Source organism: Mesorhizobium sp. M0618 (assembly GCF_040320765.1).
GTDB lineage: Bacteria > Pseudomonadota > Alphaproteobacteria > Rhizobiales > Rhizobiaceae > Mesorhizobium.
Map to the genome: position 1 here is coordinate 18,747 of NZ_JAMYQH010000031.1, position 21,215 is coordinate 39,961.

Sequence of the window (21,215 nt, forward strand, 5' to 3'; positions counted from 1 at the left end):
GTCCGCATGCAGTCCGACAGGAAACAAATTAAGAACTACGTCGAGCGGATGTTCGGGCAGGACAGCGGGGGAAACCTGGTTGTCTTCGAACGCGATCTGTCGGGGGAACGTAGACGGCATGCGGTCTTCCCATACGCCGATCGGGAAATCGTCTTCGACTTCCTGGCAGCGCAGCCCGATAACGTTCATCGGTATCTCGCGGTGGCCCTCCACGACGGGCAAGCCTTTGAGGAACAGACGCGCCGAGGGGACACGGCCTGTGCCCTCGCCTTCTTGGCGCTCGACATCGACCTGGCTACGGGGGTCCACGCTGCCACGAACCTCCCCAAAACCGAGGAACAGGCGCTCGGTCTGCTAAATGAAGCCGATCTGCCCGAGCCGACTCTGGTCATCCATTCTGGGGGAGGGCTCTACCCGATCTGGCAGTTTCAGCAGCCGCTGCTTTTGGAAAGCAAGGACGATCGGAGCCGCATTCAGCGGCTCTGGTCAGCGTGGTATGAGCAGGCCCGAATAACTTGGGAACGGCATGGCCTCAAGTTGGACCCTATCGCAGATCTCGCGCGTGTCCTGAGGGTCCCCGGCACTTTCAATCCTAAGACTAAGCCGGCCAAGCCTGTCCGCATCTTGGGCACGTCAAGTGATCGGCTCTGGACCCTTGAGCAACTGGAAGACGTTGTCGCGGATCGGGTTGCTTCGAGTTCCAACAATTCGCCGCGTTCCGGCGAGCACCAACTAGCCGACACGCTTCGTCAGGAAATGATGTCGGGCGACGAAGATGCCTGCAAGAATGCTGCTGGAGCTCTGGCGATGATCTCCGGATGTAGTTTTCTCAAAGGGTGTGACGAGGGCAGCGAACGCCTAACAGAACCGCAGTGGAAGGATGCTGCGGACCTTCTGGCGCACATTCCGGAAGGGAGGCGGTATTTTCACAATCTGTCCAGCCGTGATCCCCGCTACTCATATCGCGAAGCGGAGGCCAAACTGGATCACGCCAGTAAATACCGCCCGAAGCTATGCGAGACGATTGCCGAAACAAACTCCGAGTGCAACGGCTGCCTGTTCCGTGAAGGAATGGTGATTCGCACCCCGGTGCAGCTGGCAAAGTCGGAACCGGGGCTTGTGCCACTGCAGGGGCGATATGTGCTCGACGCCAAAACTGGTTTGTTCTTTGACATCTCGACGGGACGGGACAAGACGAAGGACGATTTCGATCGCTCCTTCACGCGGAATATGCAGAAGAAGCGGCTGGCCAGCACCACTTTCCGCAATTCGGCACTCTCATGCTTGGCCGATGAACACGACTTCCTGGTTGGGAATGACAAGCTCATCGTCGAGGAAAATGGCATCCGGACATTCAACACCTGGCAGGACGGAGGCGTCGCCGCGGTGGAAGGTGACGCCTCGATCTGGCATGACCATCTTCGCTATCTTTTGCCTGGCGAGGGCGAGAGGAAATGGGTTCTCCAATACCTTGCTCATCTCGTCCAGCGGCCGGCTGCTAAGATCAAGTCAGCTATCGTGCTGCAATCTAAACAAGGCGTCGGCAAAAACCTCTTGGTGCGCGCCGTAAAGCGCATGTTTCATGAGAACGATGTTCGCGAGGTGTACGGTGGCATCCTAGGCGAGCGTTGGCAGGCGGAGCTGGGAAACACTCGTCTGCTAGCCCTCGACGAACTGCAGATCGACGAGCTGAAGACCGCTTACAATCGCCTGAAGAGATGGACCACGGAGGAGATCCAGTCCGTCGAGCGCAAGGGGGTTGATGCGTTCAACGTGAGAACGCCGCGCGGCATCATCATCATGACCAACAGCGACAAGCCCATGGCCATCGAGCATGACGACCGGCGGCTCTTCGTGTGCAAGGTGGAAGCCGCTAAACGGGAGGACGCATACTACAGTGAACTTTGGCAGGGAGGCATGTCAGACGAGAGTGTTGCGGCCTTCAAGCACTATCTCCTCCACCTCGATCTATCAGACTTCGACGCGAATGCAGAGCCGCCGCTTACCGGTGCCAAAGAAGAGTTGATCCGGGCCAGCGCATCCCTTCTGGAACAGGTTATCACTGAGCTTCGGGAAACGGGTTCGGCGCCGTTCAATCGTCAGGTGTACCTGGCAGAAGATGTGGCCAGCGCCGTTGAAGAGCGCATGAGGCGAACGGTAACCGTGCAGCAGATCACTCCGATCCTGAAAAAGCTCGGTGACTGCAAGCGGAGCACTAAGACATCAGTCCCGCGCCTTGGAAGATCGCCGCGTGGCTACGTCTGGGCGTGGCAGGAGGTGGAAAGGTGGCTAAACGCTTCGAGCGACGAGGTCAGAACTGCTCTGGTGGCTAGAGACGTGGATGTCATGACATCGGGATTGATGCCGATTGTCGCGGCGGCTGTCCAAGTGGCCAACTGACCAGGTGCGCGGAGCAACGGACCATGCAGACTTGTATCTCTTCTAGCTATCACTTTGAAGAAAAAGAGGTTGGACAGTTGGACAGCTGGACACCGAAGGGGATCGCCAAACACCTCGACGTAAAGCACTTCTTCTCGGTTGCCATGACGACAAACCTTCCTCCATGGCGCCCGATACCATCTCGCCTCGCGGCAAGGTTTCTTGGCGCCAGCCTCCAGAGCTTAGCGAATTGGAGAATGCGCGATTTGGGGCCCGCAACCGAGCCGATGCGTCGGGGGCAGGGCAATCGAATATACTATCGCCCTGACAAGATCGCCGAGTGGCTCTCTGGTGGGAAATGTTGCGACTGGCAGTTCTCGGCTTTGTGGCTCCAGCACATGGGCATGCCGCTCGATGTGATCAGCGAGGATGCCGTACGCGATCGTATCGCCCAGCTGGAGGGCGTGAGCAACCTATTTCCGGCAGTCAATCGGCTCTGGCGGAATTTCAGAGAGGTCGAGGCAGCCTAGGCCACGTGAAATAATAGTACGGAACGCGAGGAACACTCACGTTCGGCAGCGCATCTCGCAGAAAGCTAGTGGACCAGTGCAACCGCCGACTGGCTTCGTCGTATCAACCCCAGTTCAGCGAACTAGGCCCTCCGGCGAGGCGATGATTCCTGCCTACAGGTCTTTCGCGGCAACATTCGGCGTATCAAGCTGACTGGGCTCGGCCTTTCTGCCCGATACTATAGGGCAAGTCTAATCTGCCCATCGAAAGGCGAGACAGCGGTGACTATTTCACAGCTCGAGCCGGCGCGGCAAGCGTGTTGGCGGCGAACTCGAAAGGATGTCGATGGAATTTCGTGAATACGTATCGCTCGCAGCTAATTTTTTTGAACACAGGTGGGATTGTAATTTCCTCTATGTAAACTCTGACATTGATGGGACTGCCATCAGATATGTAGTGCAGGAAACTGAAAAAATCGGCGAAAGAGGATTCCTCTTTCTCTTCCTGCAAACAGAAAGCGGAAATGCTGAATCGGCAAAATCTATAGTCAGCTATCTCAATGAAAAATATACCTGGGTGAGCGTTGTTGCGTTAGAACAATGCCGTGGTGCTGGAGCCGCAATGTGCGGCGGTTTCGATGAGGTGTGGGTCAGCGAACCAAACGCGCTTCAGGTAGCATATCAGTGCCAAGTGCCCTTCCACACGCTAAACAGAGAAAAGGTCTGGAGTGAATTCAAACTCCACAACGAAATGGGGGATGAAGATGATGATGGAAGGTTCGAAAGGGATCTTCAGGAACTCACAGAGGACGTTCAGAGAATGATCTCAAGGCAACCGGTTCAGCAACGTGGCCGTGACATCCGGTATTTGAACAAAATGGATCAACCGAAGCACGTAAGGTAGTATGGGGCAGTTCCAGCTGGTGACCTGTCACTTAGCTGGTTTTTGGGGAAGGCGCAGCTGCGTTGCGCCCCTCCTCCTATATTTCATCCGCGCCGATACCCGGGGGTAGCATGGGGCCGACATCCAATCAGTCGCGAGATTGGCTCCACTTTTCCGCTACAGGTTGAGGGACAACCCTGGTTGTTGGTGTGGTGACGTTCGACCATGAGCATTGGGACAAGCCCAGCGCGGTCTCAGCAAAGGCTCGCAGGCCATGCCGTCGGCGTCACGGTCCAGCTTGCCGCCCCGCGAGCAGTTGTGGAGATACCACTGGGCCTCGTCGCATGAGCTAGTCTGGCCACACGTTCGCCTTCGCGCGCACGACAGACCGCTTTGCGCAACCAACTTGCAACTGATGATGCCTAGAGGCTGGCGCGACGGCGCCGCGCCGTCCGCGTACGCCGCCCGCCAGTCGCACGGCTCTTGGAGTTTCCCCACTCAAAATCCGCCTTGGTCGCTTCAGCCTTTTGCCCGCTACCTGCATAGGCGCCGTGGCGGTAGCGAGGCCTAATGCAGCGCTTGGCCGTGCTCGACCATCCAGTCCGCCACGCTGGTGCCGTCTGCGCGCCGGCAATCGCCAACGAAGCAGTAACAGCGATCCCACGTCACGAACGTGCGCTGTACTGTGTCGATGCCGCCCGAAACGCGTCGAGCGCTTCGGCCGACCAATAGCAGCACGGATAGTCTAGGAGACGACCTCTGCTGTGAGCTCGATGGGATGAACTTGGCTGCTGCTGTTTTCGCCGGACAAAGGGTTCCTCATTCTTTCTGCTTGGTGAGTGCAATCCACAGCCTGCCCCAAAAGAATTCCACCCTCTACGAAGGGCATTCGAGCGAAGGACATTGGGAATGGTAGCCTGCTTAGGGATCGGTATCACTGACGGCGCCAGCATCAGACCTCTATTCCTTATGCAGGCCCAACGATATGGCCGCTTTGCGCCCAAAATCGGCCGATAGGGCGTTCCTATCCGTGCCGATAAGCGGGCATCGATAAACAACCCGCCATGAACGGCTTTCGCCGCAGAGGGGAACACCCGCGCGGTCCAGCCCGAGACCCGGATGTGGCCTTCGAGGGACTCGCGAACAGAGATGTCATCGTCGACGACACAGACCGTTTCGAGCGTTGTCAGGCCGGGGTACTCCTATGGCGGAGGGCGGGTGAGGGGCCATCGTCGCGTTGAACGGCTTTTGCATGCGGAACCCTCATCCCCTTCCTAGCGCAGCTTCCACGGCCTTGACGATCGCCTCCTCCGTAAAAGGTTTGAGCAGAAAAGCCACCGCGCCGCGCTCGAGCACTTGCGCTTCCAACATCGCATCGGCGTGAGCCGTTATGAATACAATGCCTACGTCGATTTGCCGATTCAGAAGCTGAATCTGCAGTTCGGGGCCTGTCATCCCCGGCATCGAGACGTCAATAACCAGACACCCAGGCGACGTCAGTACTTCGGAAGCGAGAAAAGCTTCCGCCGACTCGAAGGGGCGCGTGACGAACCCGTAGGAATTCAGGAGGTCAGGAAGGGACTCACGAACGGATTCGTCGTCGTCCACCACGCAGACCAGATCACGGTGCATCATTACGCTTGCCTTGAATTGAGACCTGCAACCTCTACGGCCTTGCACGGCAGGGAGAATGTGAACGTCGCTCCAGGCTCGTTCCCGTTGGGTACCGCCGTGAGGCTGCCACCGTGGGCCTGGATGATCGAGCGACTGATGGACAGCCCTATGCCCATGCCATCGGGTTTGGTCGTCTGAAACGCCTCGAAAAGCTTTTCGGTCCCCTGTGGGTTGATACCGTGCCCGGAATCGCGCACTTCAAGCGAAATATCGCCATCGGGTTCGCACCGGGTCGCGATCCGAAGCATTCGGACACGGTCCGTGACCTCGCTCATGGCCTCAGCGGCATTCAGGACGAGGTTCAGAATAACCTGTTGGATCTGGACTCGGTCCGCGGCAGCGGGGGGCAGGTCTCCTGCAAAGGTCGTTCGCACGATCACACGGCGACGCTGTAGTTCGCTTGCGAGAAGGGCAAGGACTTCGCGGGCAATCTCCTGCAGGTCGATGGGTTCAAGGGTCGGGGCGCGACGAGCGTAGAGCGAGCGCAGGCGCTTGATCACTTCCGATGCGCGATTGCCGTCACGGAGAGTGCGCTGGGTGTTCGCTAAGGCTCCCGCCACGTCAGGCGGCTCGGCCGCGAGCAGGCGCAGGCAGGTGCTTGAATTGGTGATGATACCAGCCAGTGGTTGGCTGACCTCGTGGGCTATGGATGCGGTGAGCGTGCTAAGCGCCGTCACGCGCGCGACATGAGCCAAGTCCTCACGTGCCCGATTGAGGTCGTCTTCGGCAAGCTTCCTGGCCGTGATATCCTGCAGCGCGCCCATGAACACCGGGCGATCGGGAATCTGGTCGATCCGATGGCCGACCACTTGAGTGTGGCGGATACCCCCATCGGTGTTAATAACACGGAATTCGAGCTCGAAGTTTTCGCCTATTCGCGCGCCGCCGATCAGGGCCTCGACCTGACCCACGTCGTCCGGATGAATCGCCGTCATCATCATGTCCATAGTCACCTTGCAACCGGGCTCGAACCCAAACACTTTGTAAATGACCTCAGACCAATTGTGCTCATCAGCATGGACGTCCCAAGTAAAGCTCCCGGTCTGGCTCAAGCGTTGGGCCGCGGTAAGGTAAGTGTTGGCCCGTGCCAGTTCGTCTTCCGCCCGTTTGCTGACCGTGACGTCTTGCGTGCTGCCCAGGTAGAGGAGACGCTCAGCGACTTCCGGAATGCGCGCGATGACGGTGTGGACATGCTTGGTCTCACCGGCTGGCGTGACGATCCGATAGAAGACGTCGAAGTCGGTCCCGAAGCGCTGACCGTCGGCGGTAACCTGAGCCACCCGGGGCAGGTCCTCGGGATGGATGCCGCTGAAGATCGTGTCCATTGTCGGAGGCTGTTCCGGGTCAACGCCCCAGATCCGATAGTTTTCGTCTGACCAGTCGATATCATCGGACTCTGGGTCCCACGTGAAGCTGCCGATCCGGCTGAGCGACTGAGCGATCTTTAGGTAGCGGTTGGCGCGCGCTAGCCTCGCTTCACTCGCCTTAAGAGCGGCCTCAGCGAGCCGGTCTTTGGTTACGTCTTGGTTGCTGCCGATATAAACAATACGATCGGTGATCTCGGGAATCCGGGTGCTAACGGTGTGTATATGCTTTACGCCTGCCGACGTGACAATGCGGTAGATGACATCGAAGTTCTCGCCAGACCGGCGGGCACCATCGATGGTCTTCAAGACCACATCTACATCGTCGGGATGGATTGCGTTCACGATGACGTCTAACGTGGGCGTGACGGCCGGGTCGACCTCCCAAATCCGATAGTTCTCGTCCGACCAGTCAAGCTTGTTGGAATCTACATCCCAGGTGTAACTGCCAACGCGACTGAGGGTCTGCGCGGCCTTGAGGTAGCGGTTGGCACGCCGCAGACCAGCCTCACTCGCCTTCAACGCCTCTTCGGCGACTTTGGCTTCGGTGATGTCCTGAAGTGCGCCGAAATAGGCCGGCCCATCCGTGGTTTCCGACATGCGTGTGACGACCGAGCGAATATGCTTGGTGACGCCCGCGGGGGTTACGATGCGGTGCACCATCTCGAAGTTGGCGCCTGCCTGCGTCGCCTCGCTCATGCCCGTCGTGACCCACTCCCGATCATCGGGGTGGATTCCGTTCAAGACCATCGACATTGCAGGTGGTAGCGAGGGGTCGATGCCCCAGATTCGGTAAGACTCGGCTGACCAGTCGAGGTGGCCTGTTTCAACCCCCCAGGTGAAGCTGCCCGTCTTGCTGAGCCGTTGGGCCGCGGTTAAGTACAGGTTGACTCGCATGAGATCCGCTTCGCCCGTCTTCAGAGCCGCTTCGGCCAGCTTGCTCTCGGTGATGTCCTGCGAGCTGCCGAGATAAACCGCCCGGTCAGAGATTTCGGAAATGATCTCCATCACAGTATGCAGGTGCTTCACGCCCCCAACAGGCGTGACGATGCGATAGAAGACCTCGAACCCTTCCTTGGCTTGCGTAGCCGCGGCGAAGGTCTCCAGCATCTGCTCGCGATCCTCCGGATGGATGGCGGCGATGACCATCTCTATGGTCGGGGGCACGGCCGGATCGAACTCCCAGATGCGATAATTCTCCTCCGACCACACCTGCTCGTCGGAAGCCGTGTCCAGCGAAAAACTGCCGGTCTTGCTGAGCCGCTGCCCTCCCACTAGGAAGTGGTTGGCCCGCCGGAGGTTGGCCTCCCCGGCCTTCAGGGCGAGGTCGGATCTGGCGCGCTCGATAGCGATGCCGGCAATGCGCGCGAAGCGGTCGACCAGTTCCTCGTCCTGGCCCGTGGGGCCTTGCGGCACATGCTTGTAGATCGCGAAAATCCCGAGCACGTTTCTATGACTGTCAAAGATCGGGGCAGACCAGCACGACGCCAAGCCGAAACCCGTGACGAGTTGCGGCCAGGGCGACGCTGCCCAACGAGGATCTCGCGGCGGGTCGGCGGCGATAATGGTCGCGCGGGATACGACGGCCAGTGAGCAGGGGCCGTACTCCGGGTCGATCTTCAAGCCTTCGAGCGCCGCGTTGTAGTCTGCCGGAAGGTTTGGGCCCGCCGCAACCCGGAATCGCTGCCCGTCGTGGTCGACGTAGAGGATACTGCACACCGAGCCAGACGAGAGATCCTCAACGAGAAGACAAAGCTCGTTAAGCACGCTAGGAAGCGGCAGACCACGTGCGACGAGCTCAAGCAGACGCTTTTCCGCCGCCAACTGAGCCTCGGCCCGCGTGCGGTCCTCGATATCGGTGTTCACGCCGCACCAACCGATCAGGTTTCCCGCCATGTCTCTGAGTGGACGGGTCTGCAGGTTGAAACGCCTATAGACACCATCGTGTCGGCGGAGCCGAGCCGTCACGTTGATTTCCTCAGGCGCCGTGACGCTAAGGGTTTCTTTCCACGCCGCCTCAACGACCGCCAAGTCATCCGGATGGAAGAGCGAGATCCAGCCGGAAGCGTTCGCCAGCTCGAGCGTAGTTCCCGTGTACTCGCGCCAAAGTCGGTTGACGAAGTCACAGGATCCGTCTGGCGTGGCAGTCCATACCATCCCTGGCAGTGCGTCCAGCAGGCGAGTCTGATCCGTCTCCATCATTGACTTTCGTGCTGTCCCCGGTTGACGAGAATGCAGAGCCCGACCCGCACGCGTCCATAGGACTATGGTGTCGGTCGTCGCGGTTCCTGTAGCCGCTCTCGTTGAGGGCCTGTCAGAGCCGCCCGGAGACCGCCACGCCGTAGGTGGCCGGTTGGCCGACGAAGCGCGACACGACGTTTGCGTTCAGGAAGACGTTGCTCCAGTAGTAGGCTTCGGTGACATTGCGGCCAGATCGACGCCCGGCGCCTGCCATCTGCGCTTTCGAGGCCGGCGCGAAGGTCCGCCAAGGTGTAGGCGCCGAAGCGCATCGGCTGTGGCGCGCCGATGCCAGCATAGGTCCGCCGCGGGCAGGAGGCCTGGGAACTCCTGCGAAACGCAGAACTGGCCCTGACGTCGCTGGATCGGCTGGACGCGTCGCTCTTCGCGATGAAGAACGAGGAAAAGCAGAGGATCGCGATTGCCGCGCCTTCTGTTTTCGGTTTCGTGACCTTGCCCAAGGTCGTAGCGATCATCCACTTGAAGACCGCTTCGAATGTCCGCTCGATTTCGGGAAGCTATGAGGCGAGCACATCCTGGCCGGACGCGCGGATCTCGGGGTTTCCAGACTGCCGCTGGACCCAAGTCTCTTGAATGGGCGCCGCTTGGATCGGCGCGCAACGTATGCATTTTACATCCCGACCATCGCTTTGAAAACAGACCTGCATTGAGGCTCAAGACTAGGATTCTCAAGCCCTGCAAGCTACCTAAGCCGGGGTGATCATCAACTGTATCTGAGGTATTCTCTCCGAAGCGATACCCTTCCAATCACAATTTGTCGTGCCTCAATATCAGGCGGGAAGACGCTGCTTCGTAGACCAACACAAAAGTATTGCCGACACTATCGTGCAATGGATTTGCGGCGGTCGCCATTCGATCACTAGCGCATTCAACACAGGAGATGTGCCATGCGCGACCAACGGCTGAGCAATTCACGCGTCGCAGCAATCGTCAAAACGAAGAACGAAATCAGCGTCAACCAAGCGCGGTGGATCCTGGTTCCGCTGTTCGGATTGTGGATCTTGGTTTCCGCCGCAGGCATGATCCTCGGATGAAGAAATGGCCCCGGCCGTGAGCGCAGCCGACAAACATTGGCCTGTGCTGTCGTTCGACTTCCTGTCAGCTCCTTGGCCTTCGCCGATCTGCATCGGATGATCGCGGAGGTTGCCGTGATCCGCTACTCGTGGCCTTTGCTTTATGGATGGGCATTTGCATCTATGCATGCGGCTTGCTTGACGGCTATCGCGCCGACGCTGCGGTGTTATCGATACGTTCAACGCCATCTTCCCCGATCGACCCGGCCAGCCAACATCGTCTCAAGGTGCTGTTGCCGCTTGTGGTCCTGGCGTCCGCAAACGGCGGGTTCCATTTCGAAGCGCACTAGCCAAGACACATCAGACATAAGAAATCAGCAGAAGGCTCGGCATTGCTACGAGACAAGTTGCTGACCGCCGTCGATGTCGTATGTCGCGCCCGTCATCGCCTTGTTACTCATGATATGAACGGCGAGCGCTGCGACGTCGGCCGGCTCGACGACACGCCGGATAGGCAAAATTCGCCTCAGCTCTTCACGCCGCTTTTCAAGATTGTCGCCCAACAACGACGCCGAGAGTTGCGTATTGACGAAGCCGGCCGCGATCAGGTTCACGCGGGCGGGGGCCAGTTCGAGGGCCCAGATTGGCGATGAGCGCAGGCAACGCAACCGTGACCGTCGAAGCGATTGCAAGGCCCTGACGGGGACGACGTGCGCCAGTGCCGCCAATGAATGTTAGCGATCCACCTGGCATTAACTTGCCCACGGCTTATCGGGCCACATTAATCGCGAGCAGCAGATGCTCCGTGACATCTTTGCGCCCTCCTCAGGCGACACTTCAAGCGGTGGGCGATAGTGGGGCGCGCCGGCTGTGACCATGACGTGATCCACTAACATTGGAAGATTCCAGAAAAACGCCTCCAGCGCGTCGGCATCGTTGGCGTCGAAAGTGGCAATGTGTTTCGCGCCGGTCTCTTGCGCTGCCAGTTCGAGACGATTCTTGTCGCGGGCTTGCCAAGATGAGGCTGGCGCCCTCCGAGCGGGCACGCCGGGCTGTCTCTAGCCCGATCCCGGCGCTGCCTCCAATGACAACAACATTCTGGCCAAGCAGGTGGGGTTTGCACCTGCCGAAAAGGGGCGCGGTAGCCATTAATACTCCTTACGCGACGGGTTCACCGTCAACTGTGTCCCAGATCAATAGCCTCGGTTCCAGAAGCACGCGGCAGCTTGTCATCCGCTTGTAAGGCTAAAGAGGCAGCTTTTTGCCCGTATATTCGGCAACGATGTATTCGGCGTACCAATCCGGCCAGTTCTCATCATGCCGGCCACCGTCGCGCTTTTCGTGTTTTCCATGTGCAGCAGCCGCGCGGCGCAGTGCGCCTGCGAGATCCGCCAAGGAGACAAAGCTTGTCGAATCGGCATCGACCCTACCGGGAAAGCGATTGGTGATCTCTTGCATCAGCCATATGTTGCGGTCAGGATCGGTGAATGTCGCGAACGAGACGTAGCTACGTCCTTCGGGATCGCGCCCCTGGATAGGCGGTTGGCCTGGCCCGGCCCGGTGGAACACCTCACTGACCTCAACCCCCTTTGCCAAAAGCTCGGCGCGTGCGATTTCGATGTCAGATACCACGAGATAAGTTGTACTTGCTGCGTCGGGTTTGGCAGATGTGAGCCCTATCCCGAAGTGCACCGACGCCGGGGAACCCGGCGGCGTGAATTGCACAACGCGGAACGACTCGTCTACCGGGAAATCGGCGTCGAGCCGCCACCCGATTCGGCCGTAAAAGGCCTTGGCGCGATCTACATCCGACACCGGGATCACAACAACTTCGAGCTTCATATCGCTCGTCACGGTCGGTGCGGCATTGCCGCTAACAACTTCGGCAAGGGTCATAGCATTCTCCTTTCGTCGATTCGAAGGCGCAGAAGGATCCCAGTTGCGCTGCTATGCGTCGACAGCAAGCCTATAACGGGACGCCGGCACTTTTCGGGACAGGTTCGGGATCAGCTTTTGGCGCGCCGCCTCGTAGCTATCCCAATCCGAACGGTCCGGGAGCGACGGAATCGTGACAAGCTCTCCCTGGTCAAAGCCGGCCAGTGCGGCGTCGACCAGGTCTTCTGCCTGCATCACCCGTTCGTCCGGGTAGTTGGAAAGATCACCACCGGCCACATCCCAGAAGTTGGTCTGCACCGCGCCTGGGAGCACCGCCTGGACGGCGATATTCTTGTCCGCAAGCTCCTTGTGTAGTGAGAGGGTGAAGGCCGTGACATAAGCCTTTGTTGCGCCGTAGACACCGTTGAGCAGCTCCGGCCAGAGGCCCATAGCCGAACTGATGTTGATGATAGCCCCGCCTCCCCGTGCCACAAAAGCCGGCGCCGCCGCATAGGTCAGGCGGGTCACCGCTGTGACATTCAATTCTATCATGTCATCCATGGCGTCGACATCGGTCTCGAGTATGGAGCTGACGGCTCCGAGACCTGCATTGTTGACAAGCATCGAGATCCCGCTTCCACCTCGAAGGAGCGCCTCAATCCTGCCGCGGTCAGCCTTGTCGTTAAGGTCGGCCGCAACCGTTTTGACGGCGCGGCCTGTTACGCCCGATATGTGGCGCGCCACGCCGTCAAGCTTTTCCTGGTTGCGCGCCACGAGAATGAGATCGTAGCCGCGGCGTGCGAGCCGGTCGGCATAGATGGCCCCGATGCCCGAGGACGCGCCCGTTACCAATGCAGTTCCTTTTACCGACGTTTTCATGGTGTTCTCCACTTGAAGGTGCAGCTTGACATTGGCGCGGCCGGGCCGGGGAACCCAGCCGCGCCCTTGCGAGGAGGCGTGGGAGGCGCCTGTGCTCGCACTAGATAGATTCGCGTAGCGTTTTGAACGAAGCCCGAAGCTCGGCGCTAAAGGTCGCCGGCTGTTCCCAGGCGGCGAAATGACCGCCTTTAGGAAGCCGGTTATAGTGGATGAGCTTCGGATAAGCCTTCTCGGCCCAGCTCTGCGGAGCTTGGTAAATCTCGTCGGGAAACGCGCTGACTGCCACCGGAATCTGGATGCCCCGAGGATCGAAAAATCCTCCTGCAGGGAAGTGTGCGTTATCCCAGTAGAGACGCGCCGAGGAAATCGCGGTGTTGGTCAGCCAATAAAGTGTGACGTTGTCCAGGATGTCATCACGTGTCAGACCCTCGGTTTGTCCGTCGAAGACACGCGCTATCAGTTCATAGCTGCGAATGTCGTGATCAAGCATCCAAGCCGCGAGGCCGACCGGCGAGTCAGAAATGCCGTAGAGCGTCTGCGGACGATTGTTCATCTCAATCGCGTAGCCGAGTCCGTTCTTGTAAAAATCGTCGAGCTGATTCCAGGCACGCCTTTCGTCCGGAGTCAGAGTTGCCGGCGGCGGCGTCCCAGCGGCAAGCGCCTTCGCAATTTCGGCTGGAACCGTGGCTGCCATGTTGGTGTGGATACCCAGCAGTCCGGAAGGCTGCTGCAGGGCCATCGTTTCGGTGACCGCATTGCCCCAATCACCGCCCTGAGCCACGTACTTGGTGTAGCCAAGACGCTGCATAAGCTCCGCCCAGGCCTTCGCGATGCGGGTCGGAGTCCAGCCCGGCGCCGTTGGCTTGCCAGAGAAGCCGTAGCCCGGCAGCGATGGGATGACCACGTGGAAGGCGTCGGAAGCGCTGCCTCCATGAGCTGTTGGGTCCGTCAGTGGCCCGATGATCTTCAACTGCTCGATGATTGAACCCGGCCAGCCATGCGTGACAATCAGCGGCAGGGCGTCTTTGTGCTTGGATCGGACATGGATGAAGTGGATGTCCAGCCCGTCTATGCCCGTTATGAAGTGTGGCAGCGCATCCAGCCGCGCCTGCATTGGGCTCCAGTCGTAGTCTGACGCCCAGTAAGCGGCCAGTTTCTGGATTGTGGCCAATTGAACGCCCTGCGTGTCGCCAGCGACGGTTTCCTTGTCAGGCCAACGAGTCGCACTGACCCTTTTGCGCAGATCGTCAAGCTGGTGTTGCGTGAAACGGGCGGAAAATTTGCGGATAGAAGTTTCTGCCGCGGCCGCCTTCAAAGCACTCGGAACGACGGATAACGCTCCCAAGGCAACTGTGGTGGCAATGACTTCGCGTCGGTTGGGCATCGTCGAGTTTGCTCGCATTGCGGTGTCCTCTGTTTCCCGGTCAAGTCGATGGGTGAACATTTCGCTCGACGTGAGCCGGAACGCGATTGCACGAACGTATTGGCGATACCTTTGTATTGCCCGCGGCTGGACGCGCAAATCTGTGACAAAACCAACACCAAGGCATAGTGGACGTCACAGCCCGCTTGGCGCAGGATCAGAGCCGCGCGATTTCCGCAAAGGGACGGCAATGAAGATGGACCAATGAAGATGGACCAATGAAGATGGACCTAGGCCGCGTTCTGTATGCACTGCCCGGACTGGTCTGGACTGCATTGCGAGACGGCCGTATCGATTTCGTCAACCGACAATGGGCCGAATACACCGGTCTCGGCCTCGATGAGGCTCACGGCAGTGAATGGAAGTCGATCGTTCACCCTGACGATCTGCCCGCGCTGCTTGAACGATGGCGATCGATGTCTGAGGCGGCAGACCTGGCCGAACTGGAGGTTCGCCTGCGTCGCTTCGACGGAGTCCACCGCAGGTTCCTCGTCAGGTGCAGTCCGCTATTCGATGATCAGGGGCAAGTCGAAAGATGGTGCGGCGTAGGAACGGAGCTAGAGACACTGCAGCCTCTAGTAGAAGGCCCCTTGGAGCAGACGACTAGTTTCCAACACATTGTGGATAGCATTCCGATCCCGGTCGCCGTGACGTCGCCGACAGGCGCTGTCGAATGGCTTAACCAGCCAACTCTCAATTATTTCGGGAAGACTTTGGAAGATTTGAAGGGCTGGAAAGCGTCCGACGTGGTGCATCCAGACGACCTGGAGAGAACGATCGCCGCGCAGGCCTACGCTCACCTTCAGGGGACCAGCTACGATGTTGAGAGCCGTCACCTACGCGTCGACGGTGTCTATCGGTGGTACAACGTCCTAGGACTGCCGTTGCGAAATCCCAGCGGGGACATCCTGCGCTGGTTCCATCTGCTCATTGACATCGATGACAGGAAGCGGATCGAGGAATCGCTGAGAAACAGCGAAAACAATCTACAAATGATCATCGACACGATACCCGCCCTTGTATGGTCTGCGAGGGCCGACGGTACGGCCGACTTTTTTAACCGGCATTACCTGGAGTACGTCGGTCTCGGCCTTGAAAATATACGAGATTGGGGATGGATAGCTTCCGTCCATCCGGCTGACGTCGAGACTTTGAAATCCGTCTGGGGCGCAACTATGGCGACCGCGCGGCGCGGTGAATGTGAAGCGCGGCTTCAACGCTTCGACGGATCGTACAGATGGTTTCTGTTCCGCGTGGAGCCATTGTTCGACAAGGCCGGAAACATTGTTAAGTGGTACGGAGTCAACACCGACATTGAGGCACAGAAACGCGCGGAGGCCGCATCGCGAGCGAATGAAGTCGATATTCGCAACATAGTGGACTCAATTCCTGCCCTTGCATGGTCAGCCCAGCCAGACGGATGGGTGGACTTTATGAATCAACATTATGTCGATTTCACCGGCCTGCCCATAGAGGAGCTTCTCGGCTGGCGCTGGGTAGCCGCTGTTCATCCGGACGAGATCGAAGGAATGGCCAAGCTTTGGCGCGAAGGCATTGATACAGGCCTTCCCCTGGAAGCAGAGGGCCGCCTACGCCGCCATGACGGAACGTATCGATGGTTCCTGTTTCGATCCAGTTCTGTTCGCGACAAGAATGGAAGCGTGGTCAAATTCTACGGTTTTATCACCGATATCGAGGATCGGAAGCGTGCTGAGCAGGCCCTTGCCGCAAGCGAGATCGAAGCACGCCTCGCCATGGACAGCATCGACGGTATGATCTGCCTCTTTACACCAGAGGGCGCGCTGAACGGCGGCAACAGGCAGCTTCTGGACTACTTCAACCTGCCCCTCGAAGAAGTAATGAACTGGGCAACGAACGGGATCACCCATCCCGACGACCTGCAACATTGTATCGACAGTTTCATGGCATCCGTCGTTTCGGGTGAACCTTACGATTTCGAGACCCGTTTTCGCCGTTTTGACGGCGTCTTTCGCTGGTTTCAGATACGCGGGCTGCCTCTCCTCAACTCTCAGGGAGATATCATTCGCTGGTACGGGCTCCTAACCGACATCGACGATCGCAAACATGCGGAAGAGAAGTTAAAGCACAGCCAGATGCTATTGGCCGAAGGTCAGCGAATGAGCCTCTCAGGCACCTTTTCATGGCTGGTCGAGTCAGACGAATTGACATTCTCCGAAGAACTTAAGCGCATCTTCGGTTTCGACGAGGGCGTTCTGATCACATTCGAGGCCATTCAAGGCCGGGTTCACCCGGAAGATTTACCGCTACTTGCTGGAAAAATGGCGGAGGTGCGCTCAGGCGGCGACAATCCGGAGTATGCAATCAGGCTGCGCATGCCTGACGGTGCGATCAAATATCTCAGGGTGATAGGTCGCTTGATAAGAAGCGACAACGGCCGATCGGAATGTATCGGAGCAGTACAAGACGTTACACAGAAGCGGCTGGCCGAACAGGCCCGCGACGAGCTGCGGTCGGAACTTGCCCATGTCACCAGGGTGACAAGCCTCGGCGCAATGGCCGCCTCCATCGCGCATGAGGTCAATCAGCCGCTTTCAGGCATCGTCACGAACGCCAGCACGTCGCTAAGGATGCTGGCTGCTGATCCCCCTAACATTGAGGGGGCCCGGGAAACCGCGCGTCGCACCATCCGCGACGGAAACCGCGCGGCAGATGTGATCACGCGTTTGCGTGCCTTATTCGGCAAGCGTGTTTTCCAAGTTGAGCAGGTCGACCTCAACGAAGCCGTGCGAGAGGTCGTCGCGCTTTGCTGGAGCGATTTGCAACGAGCCCGGGCCAGTCTAAGGACCGAATTGGCCGAATGGCTTCCGCTCGTTTCAGGCGACCGAGTCCAACTACAGCAAGTGGTTATGAACCTGCTGCGCAATTCTGCTGATGCGGTAGCAGATATCGACAACGCACCACGACACGTCGTCCTGACGACCACACTTGGCGAAGGGGATGCGGTTCGCCTTTCTATATCCGACTCGGGTATCGGATTTCGCACCGTCGATCCTGCTCGCGTATTCGATGCGTTCTACTCAACTAAGCGCGATGGTATGGGCATCGGATTGTCCGTCAGCCGAACGATTATCGAGAGTCACGGCGGGAAGCTGTGGGCTGAAGCAAACGAAGGACCGGGCGCGACCTTCACACTCTCCGTCCCGACAATGGCCTGCGATCTTACGACACCGTTCGATTCCGAACGGCCAAAAAGCAGTGCATTACGGTGAGGTTTTGATGAACAAAAAAAGTCCACTCGTGTCGATCGTCGACGATGACGAATCTGTACGTGAGTCCTTGCCTGACCTCCTAAGGGAGTTGGGCTATCGTGTAGAGGCGTTCTCATCGGCCGAACGCTTTCTAGCGTCAGGCGACGAGGTCGGGACCAGTTGCTTGATACTAGATATTGCGATGCCGGGCATGACTGGAACCGAGTTGTTGCGCAACTTACGCAACAGGGGGCAACAGGTGCCGATCATTTTCATCACCGCACATCGGGATGAATTCGTCAGGCGGCGACTAATGGCCGACGGGGCCGTGGATTGCCTTTACAAGCCATTCAGCGACGCCGCCTTGCAAGTGGCTCTGGCGAAGGCAATTCCATTCGTTTGAACAACACGACCGAATACGAGATTTGTTGACTGGAGCTGCGCAATGCTTAGGGATTTAGGTTACGCACCGAACCATATCGGATCAACACCCATGACGAATGAGACGCCTGTCGTGTTCGTGGTCGACGACGACATTTCAGTCCGCGAATCCCTCGAGCTGCTCATTGGATCCGCCGGCTGGCAGCCGGGGATATTCGAATCTGCCATGGAGTTTCTTGCTCAACCTCGGATGGCAGTGCCAAATTGTCTTATCCTTGACGTCAATCTGCCTGAGTTGAATGGACTTGATCTGCAGCAACTCATCGCTGCCGAGCGTACCGAGACCCCCATAATCTTTGTAACCGGCTACGGCGACATACCCACCAGCGTCAAGGCAATAAAGGCTGGTGCCGCCGAATTTCTGACAAAACCGTTCCGCGAGGATGTTATGCTGTCGGCCATTGAGCACGCACTCAAGCGCAGTAGGGCCGCGCTCTCATCGCAATCTGATCTGGAGGTGCTCAGGCAACGATACGCTTCACTCAGTCGGCGTGAACAGCAGGTTCTGTCGTTTGTTGTGTCCGGTCTGATGAACAAACAGATCGCTTTTGAACTCGGCATCAGCGAGATCACAGTCAAGGCGCATCGGGGGCAGATGACGCGTAAGATGCACGCCAAGTCGCTGCCGGATCTCGTCACTATGGCCGCTACACTTGGTATCAACCATTGACCATGCATGCCGGGCCGATCCCATTGTATCGATGACACCTTGGGACAATAGGTCAAGAGTTCACCTGTTCGCTACCTTGATCGCGGCATCGCAGCAGTAATGGGTTGGAAGTCCGCGACCCTGAGGGGCCGTTCCATGCGACTGCAGCATTCCCATCCGACCACATCGAGTGAGGTTTTCCATGTCCATAGCATCTGATATCCCGTCAGGGTCGAGTCGGTCCCATCAGCCCGGCCAAGAGCACTTCTTGGCCGTCCGACCAGAGGAAATCGTTTGGGAGCCATTTGCCGGATACCCGAACGCCGCCCGCGTAGCGACCCTGGTGGGAGACCCTACCCAGCCAGGGCCCTACGCCGTCCGAGTCAGGTTGTCTGCTGGGACTCGGATGGCGCCGCACCGCCATCCTGAAGACCGTCTCTACACCGTGATTTCCGGCGTCTTCTATATAGGCCGCGGGGAAGTCTTCGATGAGGATAAGCTGGAGGCTTTTGCGCCGGGAACCTTGATCTTCCTTCCGGGTGGCCAACCACATTTCCATTGGGCCAAATCGGGAGACTATGTGACACAGGTAATTGCGATCGGCCCATTGGGGCTGGATTATGTGGATCTGAAAGACGACCCTCGCACGGAACAATGAACCGAGCCCCGCGCCCCTTGTGATCAACTAGTCAAAAGACTGCGAAGGCCTGGTCGAACGCGCCCAGGCTCCAACGACCCCATGCGCAAGATCAAGGTCGACCGTGACAGAAGATTTTGTGCCTACGTCGTCCAAGGATGGATATCGAAATAAGGCCGAGGCTGACAAAAGGATGTTCAAGTTTCCGAGGACATCCGCGGCCCGAGACTTCTCGCACGCGTTGCCGAGGGGCTCTCGGCGAAGCGTCGGCGGTAGGGCTGAGCAAATCGCCCGAGTTCGAAAAAACCCAGACCTGTCGCAATCGACGTGACGGTTGCCTCGTGCGTGGCAACGAGCAGCTGTTGCCGAGCTTCATCAAGGCGTCGATTGATAATGAATTCCTGCGGCGGACATCCATGGACACGATTGAAGCTCAACTGCAGGGAACGAACCCCCACGCCTGTAGCCGATGAGACTTCGTCCACTCCGATTACTTCGCTCAAATTCGCGTTGATCCAATCTTCGGCACGTCGGACCTGTGCGAGACTGAGGTCCTGCACTAGCTCCGATTCAGACGGGGAAGCCTCAGATAGGCACTCGACGATCAAGCTCAAGAGAAGACGTTGCGCAAATAGGCGGGGTTTGCCTGGCGTAGCCACCGGTGAACCCACGCGATCCGCCTCGGAGGCAATCCATCTTGCCGTAGATTGCAGCGTCGCTAGTCGTGGGCTTTCCGGCAATAAGCCTACCCATTCTCGGAAAGGCGCCAGCTTTCGGAACCGTTGGCGCATCGCCTTCCTGATGCCGGCCCCGTCAACTGTCATAAGGAGGAGTCCGAACGGGTTGATGCCGAGACGCAAGTCAGTGTCTGGCGCATGCATCACGCGGGTTGCGTGAATGGGATTCAAATGCCTTGCCGTCAACGGTGTAATTGATCGATCCATACTCGTGGAAGAATAGGCGAAAATGGTCGGATAACGGTCCCTGGGCCGTAAGATCCACGGCGCAATCATGCTCGACGTCAGAGAACCCGATTTTTTCCATGTCAAACTGGTTCCACCGGATGCCATATCGGCGACGATCGGTCTTTATACTTCGATTGCGCTCCCAAACCTGGCCAGCAAAGCTCGCGCCCTCCTCGAGATCACCGCTTGAGAACACATGATGGGAGGACAACAATTCCATGAGCAAGCTCCAGAGCAAACCGCAGGTCAAACCTATGCCTGCATGCTATGTTGAATACGTGATTTCATCAACGTGAGATGACGTGAGATCATCCACTCCGCGCCTGCACGCGGATAAACGCCGACTGCCTGGGAGTCGGCTATGCAGAAAACGAAACCCCTTGAGTTTCGCAAAGTGCATAGCGACAACGCCTGTTACTTGCTCTCTTCCGTATGGCTTCACGTGGAGAGAGAGCATGTCTTCGTTTCCGGCTATCGGACCTGTTCACACATCTATTGCCTCCCGCTCACCGGGGACGAGGCTGGACCATCGGGAGCTAACGATCAAAGTTTCACGGCGATGGTCAACGCGCCTATCCAGGCAATTGATATTCCTAACCTGGTGCTTTTCCCTTCCCGAAGACGAGTATCGCGCATGCTCGCCCGACCACATCGCCGCCGTGCTTCACGACAGCTTTAGATGGCCGGCGAATGTCAATTCATGTCGCAGCTGCCGGGAAAACCCTTCTTGTCCACCACTATGTTGAGACAGTTCACCGCAGCGATCGTCTCATATTGAAGTCCGTCTCCGAAATGTTCACGCCTTCGGGCCGTACTACGATCGACACCGAGTGGGACCTCAGCGTCAATGCAGTCGACAACCGCCGATGCGCGTTTACAAACCGCCTGCGTTCCCGCGCAACAGACGACTTCCTCTCTTATCTCGGGCGCGAAGGTATTTCGTTCGATCAGATACGGTCACAACAGCAACTTTGGTGTACGACTCATAATACTGCACGAACACCTTCACTCGCGGCAAGCATCGAGCGCGTCGCT

General features: G+C 58.2%; 18 protein-coding genes. 8 read left to right on the forward strand and 10 right to left on the reverse strand.

Going from position 1 to position 21,215, the window contains the following annotated elements; translation table 11 throughout:
* The first annotated feature begins 6 nt into the window (after nucleotides 1-6).
* The 3 genes from NKJ04_RS26860 to NKJ04_RS26870 all read left to right on the forward strand — a co-directional run bounded on the left by NKJ04_RS26860 (nucleotide 7) and on the right by NKJ04_RS26870 (nucleotide 3,792).
* Nucleotides 7-2,400 (forward strand): primase-helicase family protein, encoded by a 2,394-nt coding sequence (locus NKJ04_RS26860; protein ID WP_352678183.1) that lies wholly within the window; start codon nucleotides 7-9, stop codon nucleotides 2,398-2,400.
* 23 nt (nucleotides 2,401-2,423) lie between these two features.
* Nucleotides 2,424-2,909: a hypothetical protein gene (locus NKJ04_RS26865; protein WP_128302937.1), complete on the forward strand. Its 486-nt coding sequence runs from the start codon at nucleotides 2,424-2,426 to the stop codon at nucleotides 2,907-2,909.
* A 325-nt stretch (nucleotides 2,910-3,234) separates the two neighbouring features.
* Nucleotides 3,235-3,792 carry a hypothetical protein gene (locus tag NKJ04_RS26870; protein ID WP_128302938.1) on the forward strand — a complete coding sequence of 186 codons (558 nt, stop codon included), beginning with the start codon at nucleotides 3,235-3,237 and terminating at the stop codon, nucleotides 3,790-3,792.
* A 156-nt stretch (nucleotides 3,793-3,948) separates the two neighbouring features.
* Here the strand turns inward: NKJ04_RS26870 and NKJ04_RS26875 are convergent, their stop codons facing one another.
* The 4 genes from NKJ04_RS26875 to NKJ04_RS26890 form a co-directional block, all read right to left on the reverse strand.
* A complete protein-coding gene (locus NKJ04_RS26875) occupies nucleotides 3,949-4,269 on the reverse strand; it encodes an excalibur calcium-binding domain-containing protein (protein ID WP_352678186.1) in 321 nt (106 codons plus the stop codon).
* A 765-nt stretch (nucleotides 4,270-5,034) separates the two neighbouring features.
* The gene (locus tag NKJ04_RS26880; RefSeq protein WP_128302939.1) at nucleotides 5,035-5,406 is read right to left on the reverse strand and encodes a response regulator; all 372 of its coding nucleotides are present in this window, start codon (nucleotides 5,404-5,406) and stop codon (nucleotides 5,035-5,037) included.
* A complete protein-coding gene (locus tag NKJ04_RS26885) occupies nucleotides 5,406-9,011 on the reverse strand; it encodes a PAS domain-containing protein (protein WP_352678189.1) in 3,606 nt (1,201 codons plus the stop codon). The genes NKJ04_RS26880 and NKJ04_RS26885 overlap by 1 nt, the downstream gene beginning before the upstream one ends.
* Before the next feature lie 112 nt (nucleotides 9,012-9,123).
* Complete coding sequence (locus NKJ04_RS26890; protein WP_164892851.1) at nucleotides 9,124-9,264, reverse strand: hypothetical protein; 141 nt, start codon at nucleotides 9,262-9,264, stop codon at nucleotides 9,124-9,126.
* A 691-nt stretch (nucleotides 9,265-9,955) separates the two neighbouring features.
* Here NKJ04_RS26890 and NKJ04_RS26895 point away from each other — a divergent pair.
* Nucleotides 9,956-10,102, forward strand: a complete 147-nt coding sequence (locus NKJ04_RS26895) for a hypothetical protein (protein ID WP_023812705.1) — start codon at nucleotides 9,956-9,958, stop codon at nucleotides 10,100-10,102.
* A 374-nt stretch (nucleotides 10,103-10,476) separates the two neighbouring features.
* On the opposite strand, the gene NKJ04_RS26900 is transcribed toward NKJ04_RS26895, so the two are convergent.
* The 4 genes from NKJ04_RS26900 to NKJ04_RS26915 form a co-directional block, all read right to left on the reverse strand.
* Nucleotides 10,477-10,809 carry an SDR family oxidoreductase gene (locus NKJ04_RS26900; RefSeq protein WP_348629819.1) on the reverse strand — a complete coding sequence of 111 codons (333 nt, stop codon included), beginning with the start codon at nucleotides 10,807-10,809 and terminating at the stop codon, nucleotides 10,477-10,479.
* Between the two features lie 517 nt (nucleotides 10,810-11,326).
* Nucleotides 11,327-11,977: a VOC family protein gene (locus NKJ04_RS26905; protein ID WP_128302941.1), complete on the reverse strand. Its 651-nt coding sequence runs from the start codon at nucleotides 11,975-11,977 to the stop codon at nucleotides 11,327-11,329.
* A 51-nt stretch (nucleotides 11,978-12,028) separates the two neighbouring features.
* Nucleotides 12,029-12,835 carry an SDR family NAD(P)-dependent oxidoreductase gene (locus tag NKJ04_RS26910; RefSeq protein ID WP_128302942.1) on the reverse strand — a complete coding sequence of 269 codons (807 nt, stop codon included), beginning with the start codon at nucleotides 12,833-12,835 and terminating at the stop codon, nucleotides 12,029-12,031.
* Between the two features lie 100 nt (nucleotides 12,836-12,935).
* Nucleotides 12,936-14,237: an epoxide hydrolase family protein gene (locus NKJ04_RS26915; RefSeq protein WP_164892853.1), complete on the reverse strand. Its 1,302-nt coding sequence runs from the start codon at nucleotides 14,235-14,237 to the stop codon at nucleotides 12,936-12,938.
* A 239-nt stretch (nucleotides 14,238-14,476) separates the two neighbouring features.
* Between NKJ04_RS26915 and NKJ04_RS26920 the strand changes: the two genes are divergently transcribed.
* From NKJ04_RS26920 to NKJ04_RS26935, 4 genes are all read left to right on the forward strand, one after another.
* Entirely contained in the window at nucleotides 14,477-17,509 is a 3,033-nt protein-coding gene (locus NKJ04_RS26920) for a PAS domain-containing sensor histidine kinase (RefSeq protein ID WP_352678195.1), read from the forward strand.
* 7 nt (nucleotides 17,510-17,516) lie between these two features.
* Entirely contained in the window at nucleotides 17,517-17,891 is a 375-nt protein-coding gene (locus tag NKJ04_RS26925) for a response regulator transcription factor (RefSeq protein ID WP_352678198.1), read from the forward strand.
* A 90-nt stretch (nucleotides 17,892-17,981) separates the two neighbouring features.
* A complete protein-coding gene (locus NKJ04_RS26930) occupies nucleotides 17,982-18,599 on the forward strand; it encodes a response regulator transcription factor (protein ID WP_352678201.1) in 618 nt (205 codons plus the stop codon).
* Between the two features lie 385 nt (nucleotides 18,600-18,984).
* On the forward strand, nucleotides 18,985-19,236 hold the full coding sequence (locus NKJ04_RS26935; RefSeq protein WP_245273262.1) for a cupin domain-containing protein: 252 nt from the start codon (nucleotides 18,985-18,987) through the stop codon (nucleotides 19,234-19,236).
* A 176-nt stretch (nucleotides 19,237-19,412) separates the two neighbouring features.
* Here NKJ04_RS26935 and NKJ04_RS26940 read toward each other — a convergent pair whose 3' ends face one another.
* Nucleotides 19,413-20,159: an AraC family transcriptional regulator gene (locus tag NKJ04_RS26940; protein WP_352678256.1), complete on the reverse strand. Its 747-nt coding sequence runs from the start codon at nucleotides 20,157-20,159 to the stop codon at nucleotides 19,413-19,415.
* Entirely contained in the window at nucleotides 20,077-20,400 is a 324-nt protein-coding gene (locus tag NKJ04_RS26945) for a hypothetical protein (protein WP_352678259.1), read from the reverse strand. The genes NKJ04_RS26940 and NKJ04_RS26945 overlap by 83 nt, the downstream gene beginning before the upstream one ends.
* Nucleotides 20,401-21,215: the final 815 nt, after the last annotated feature.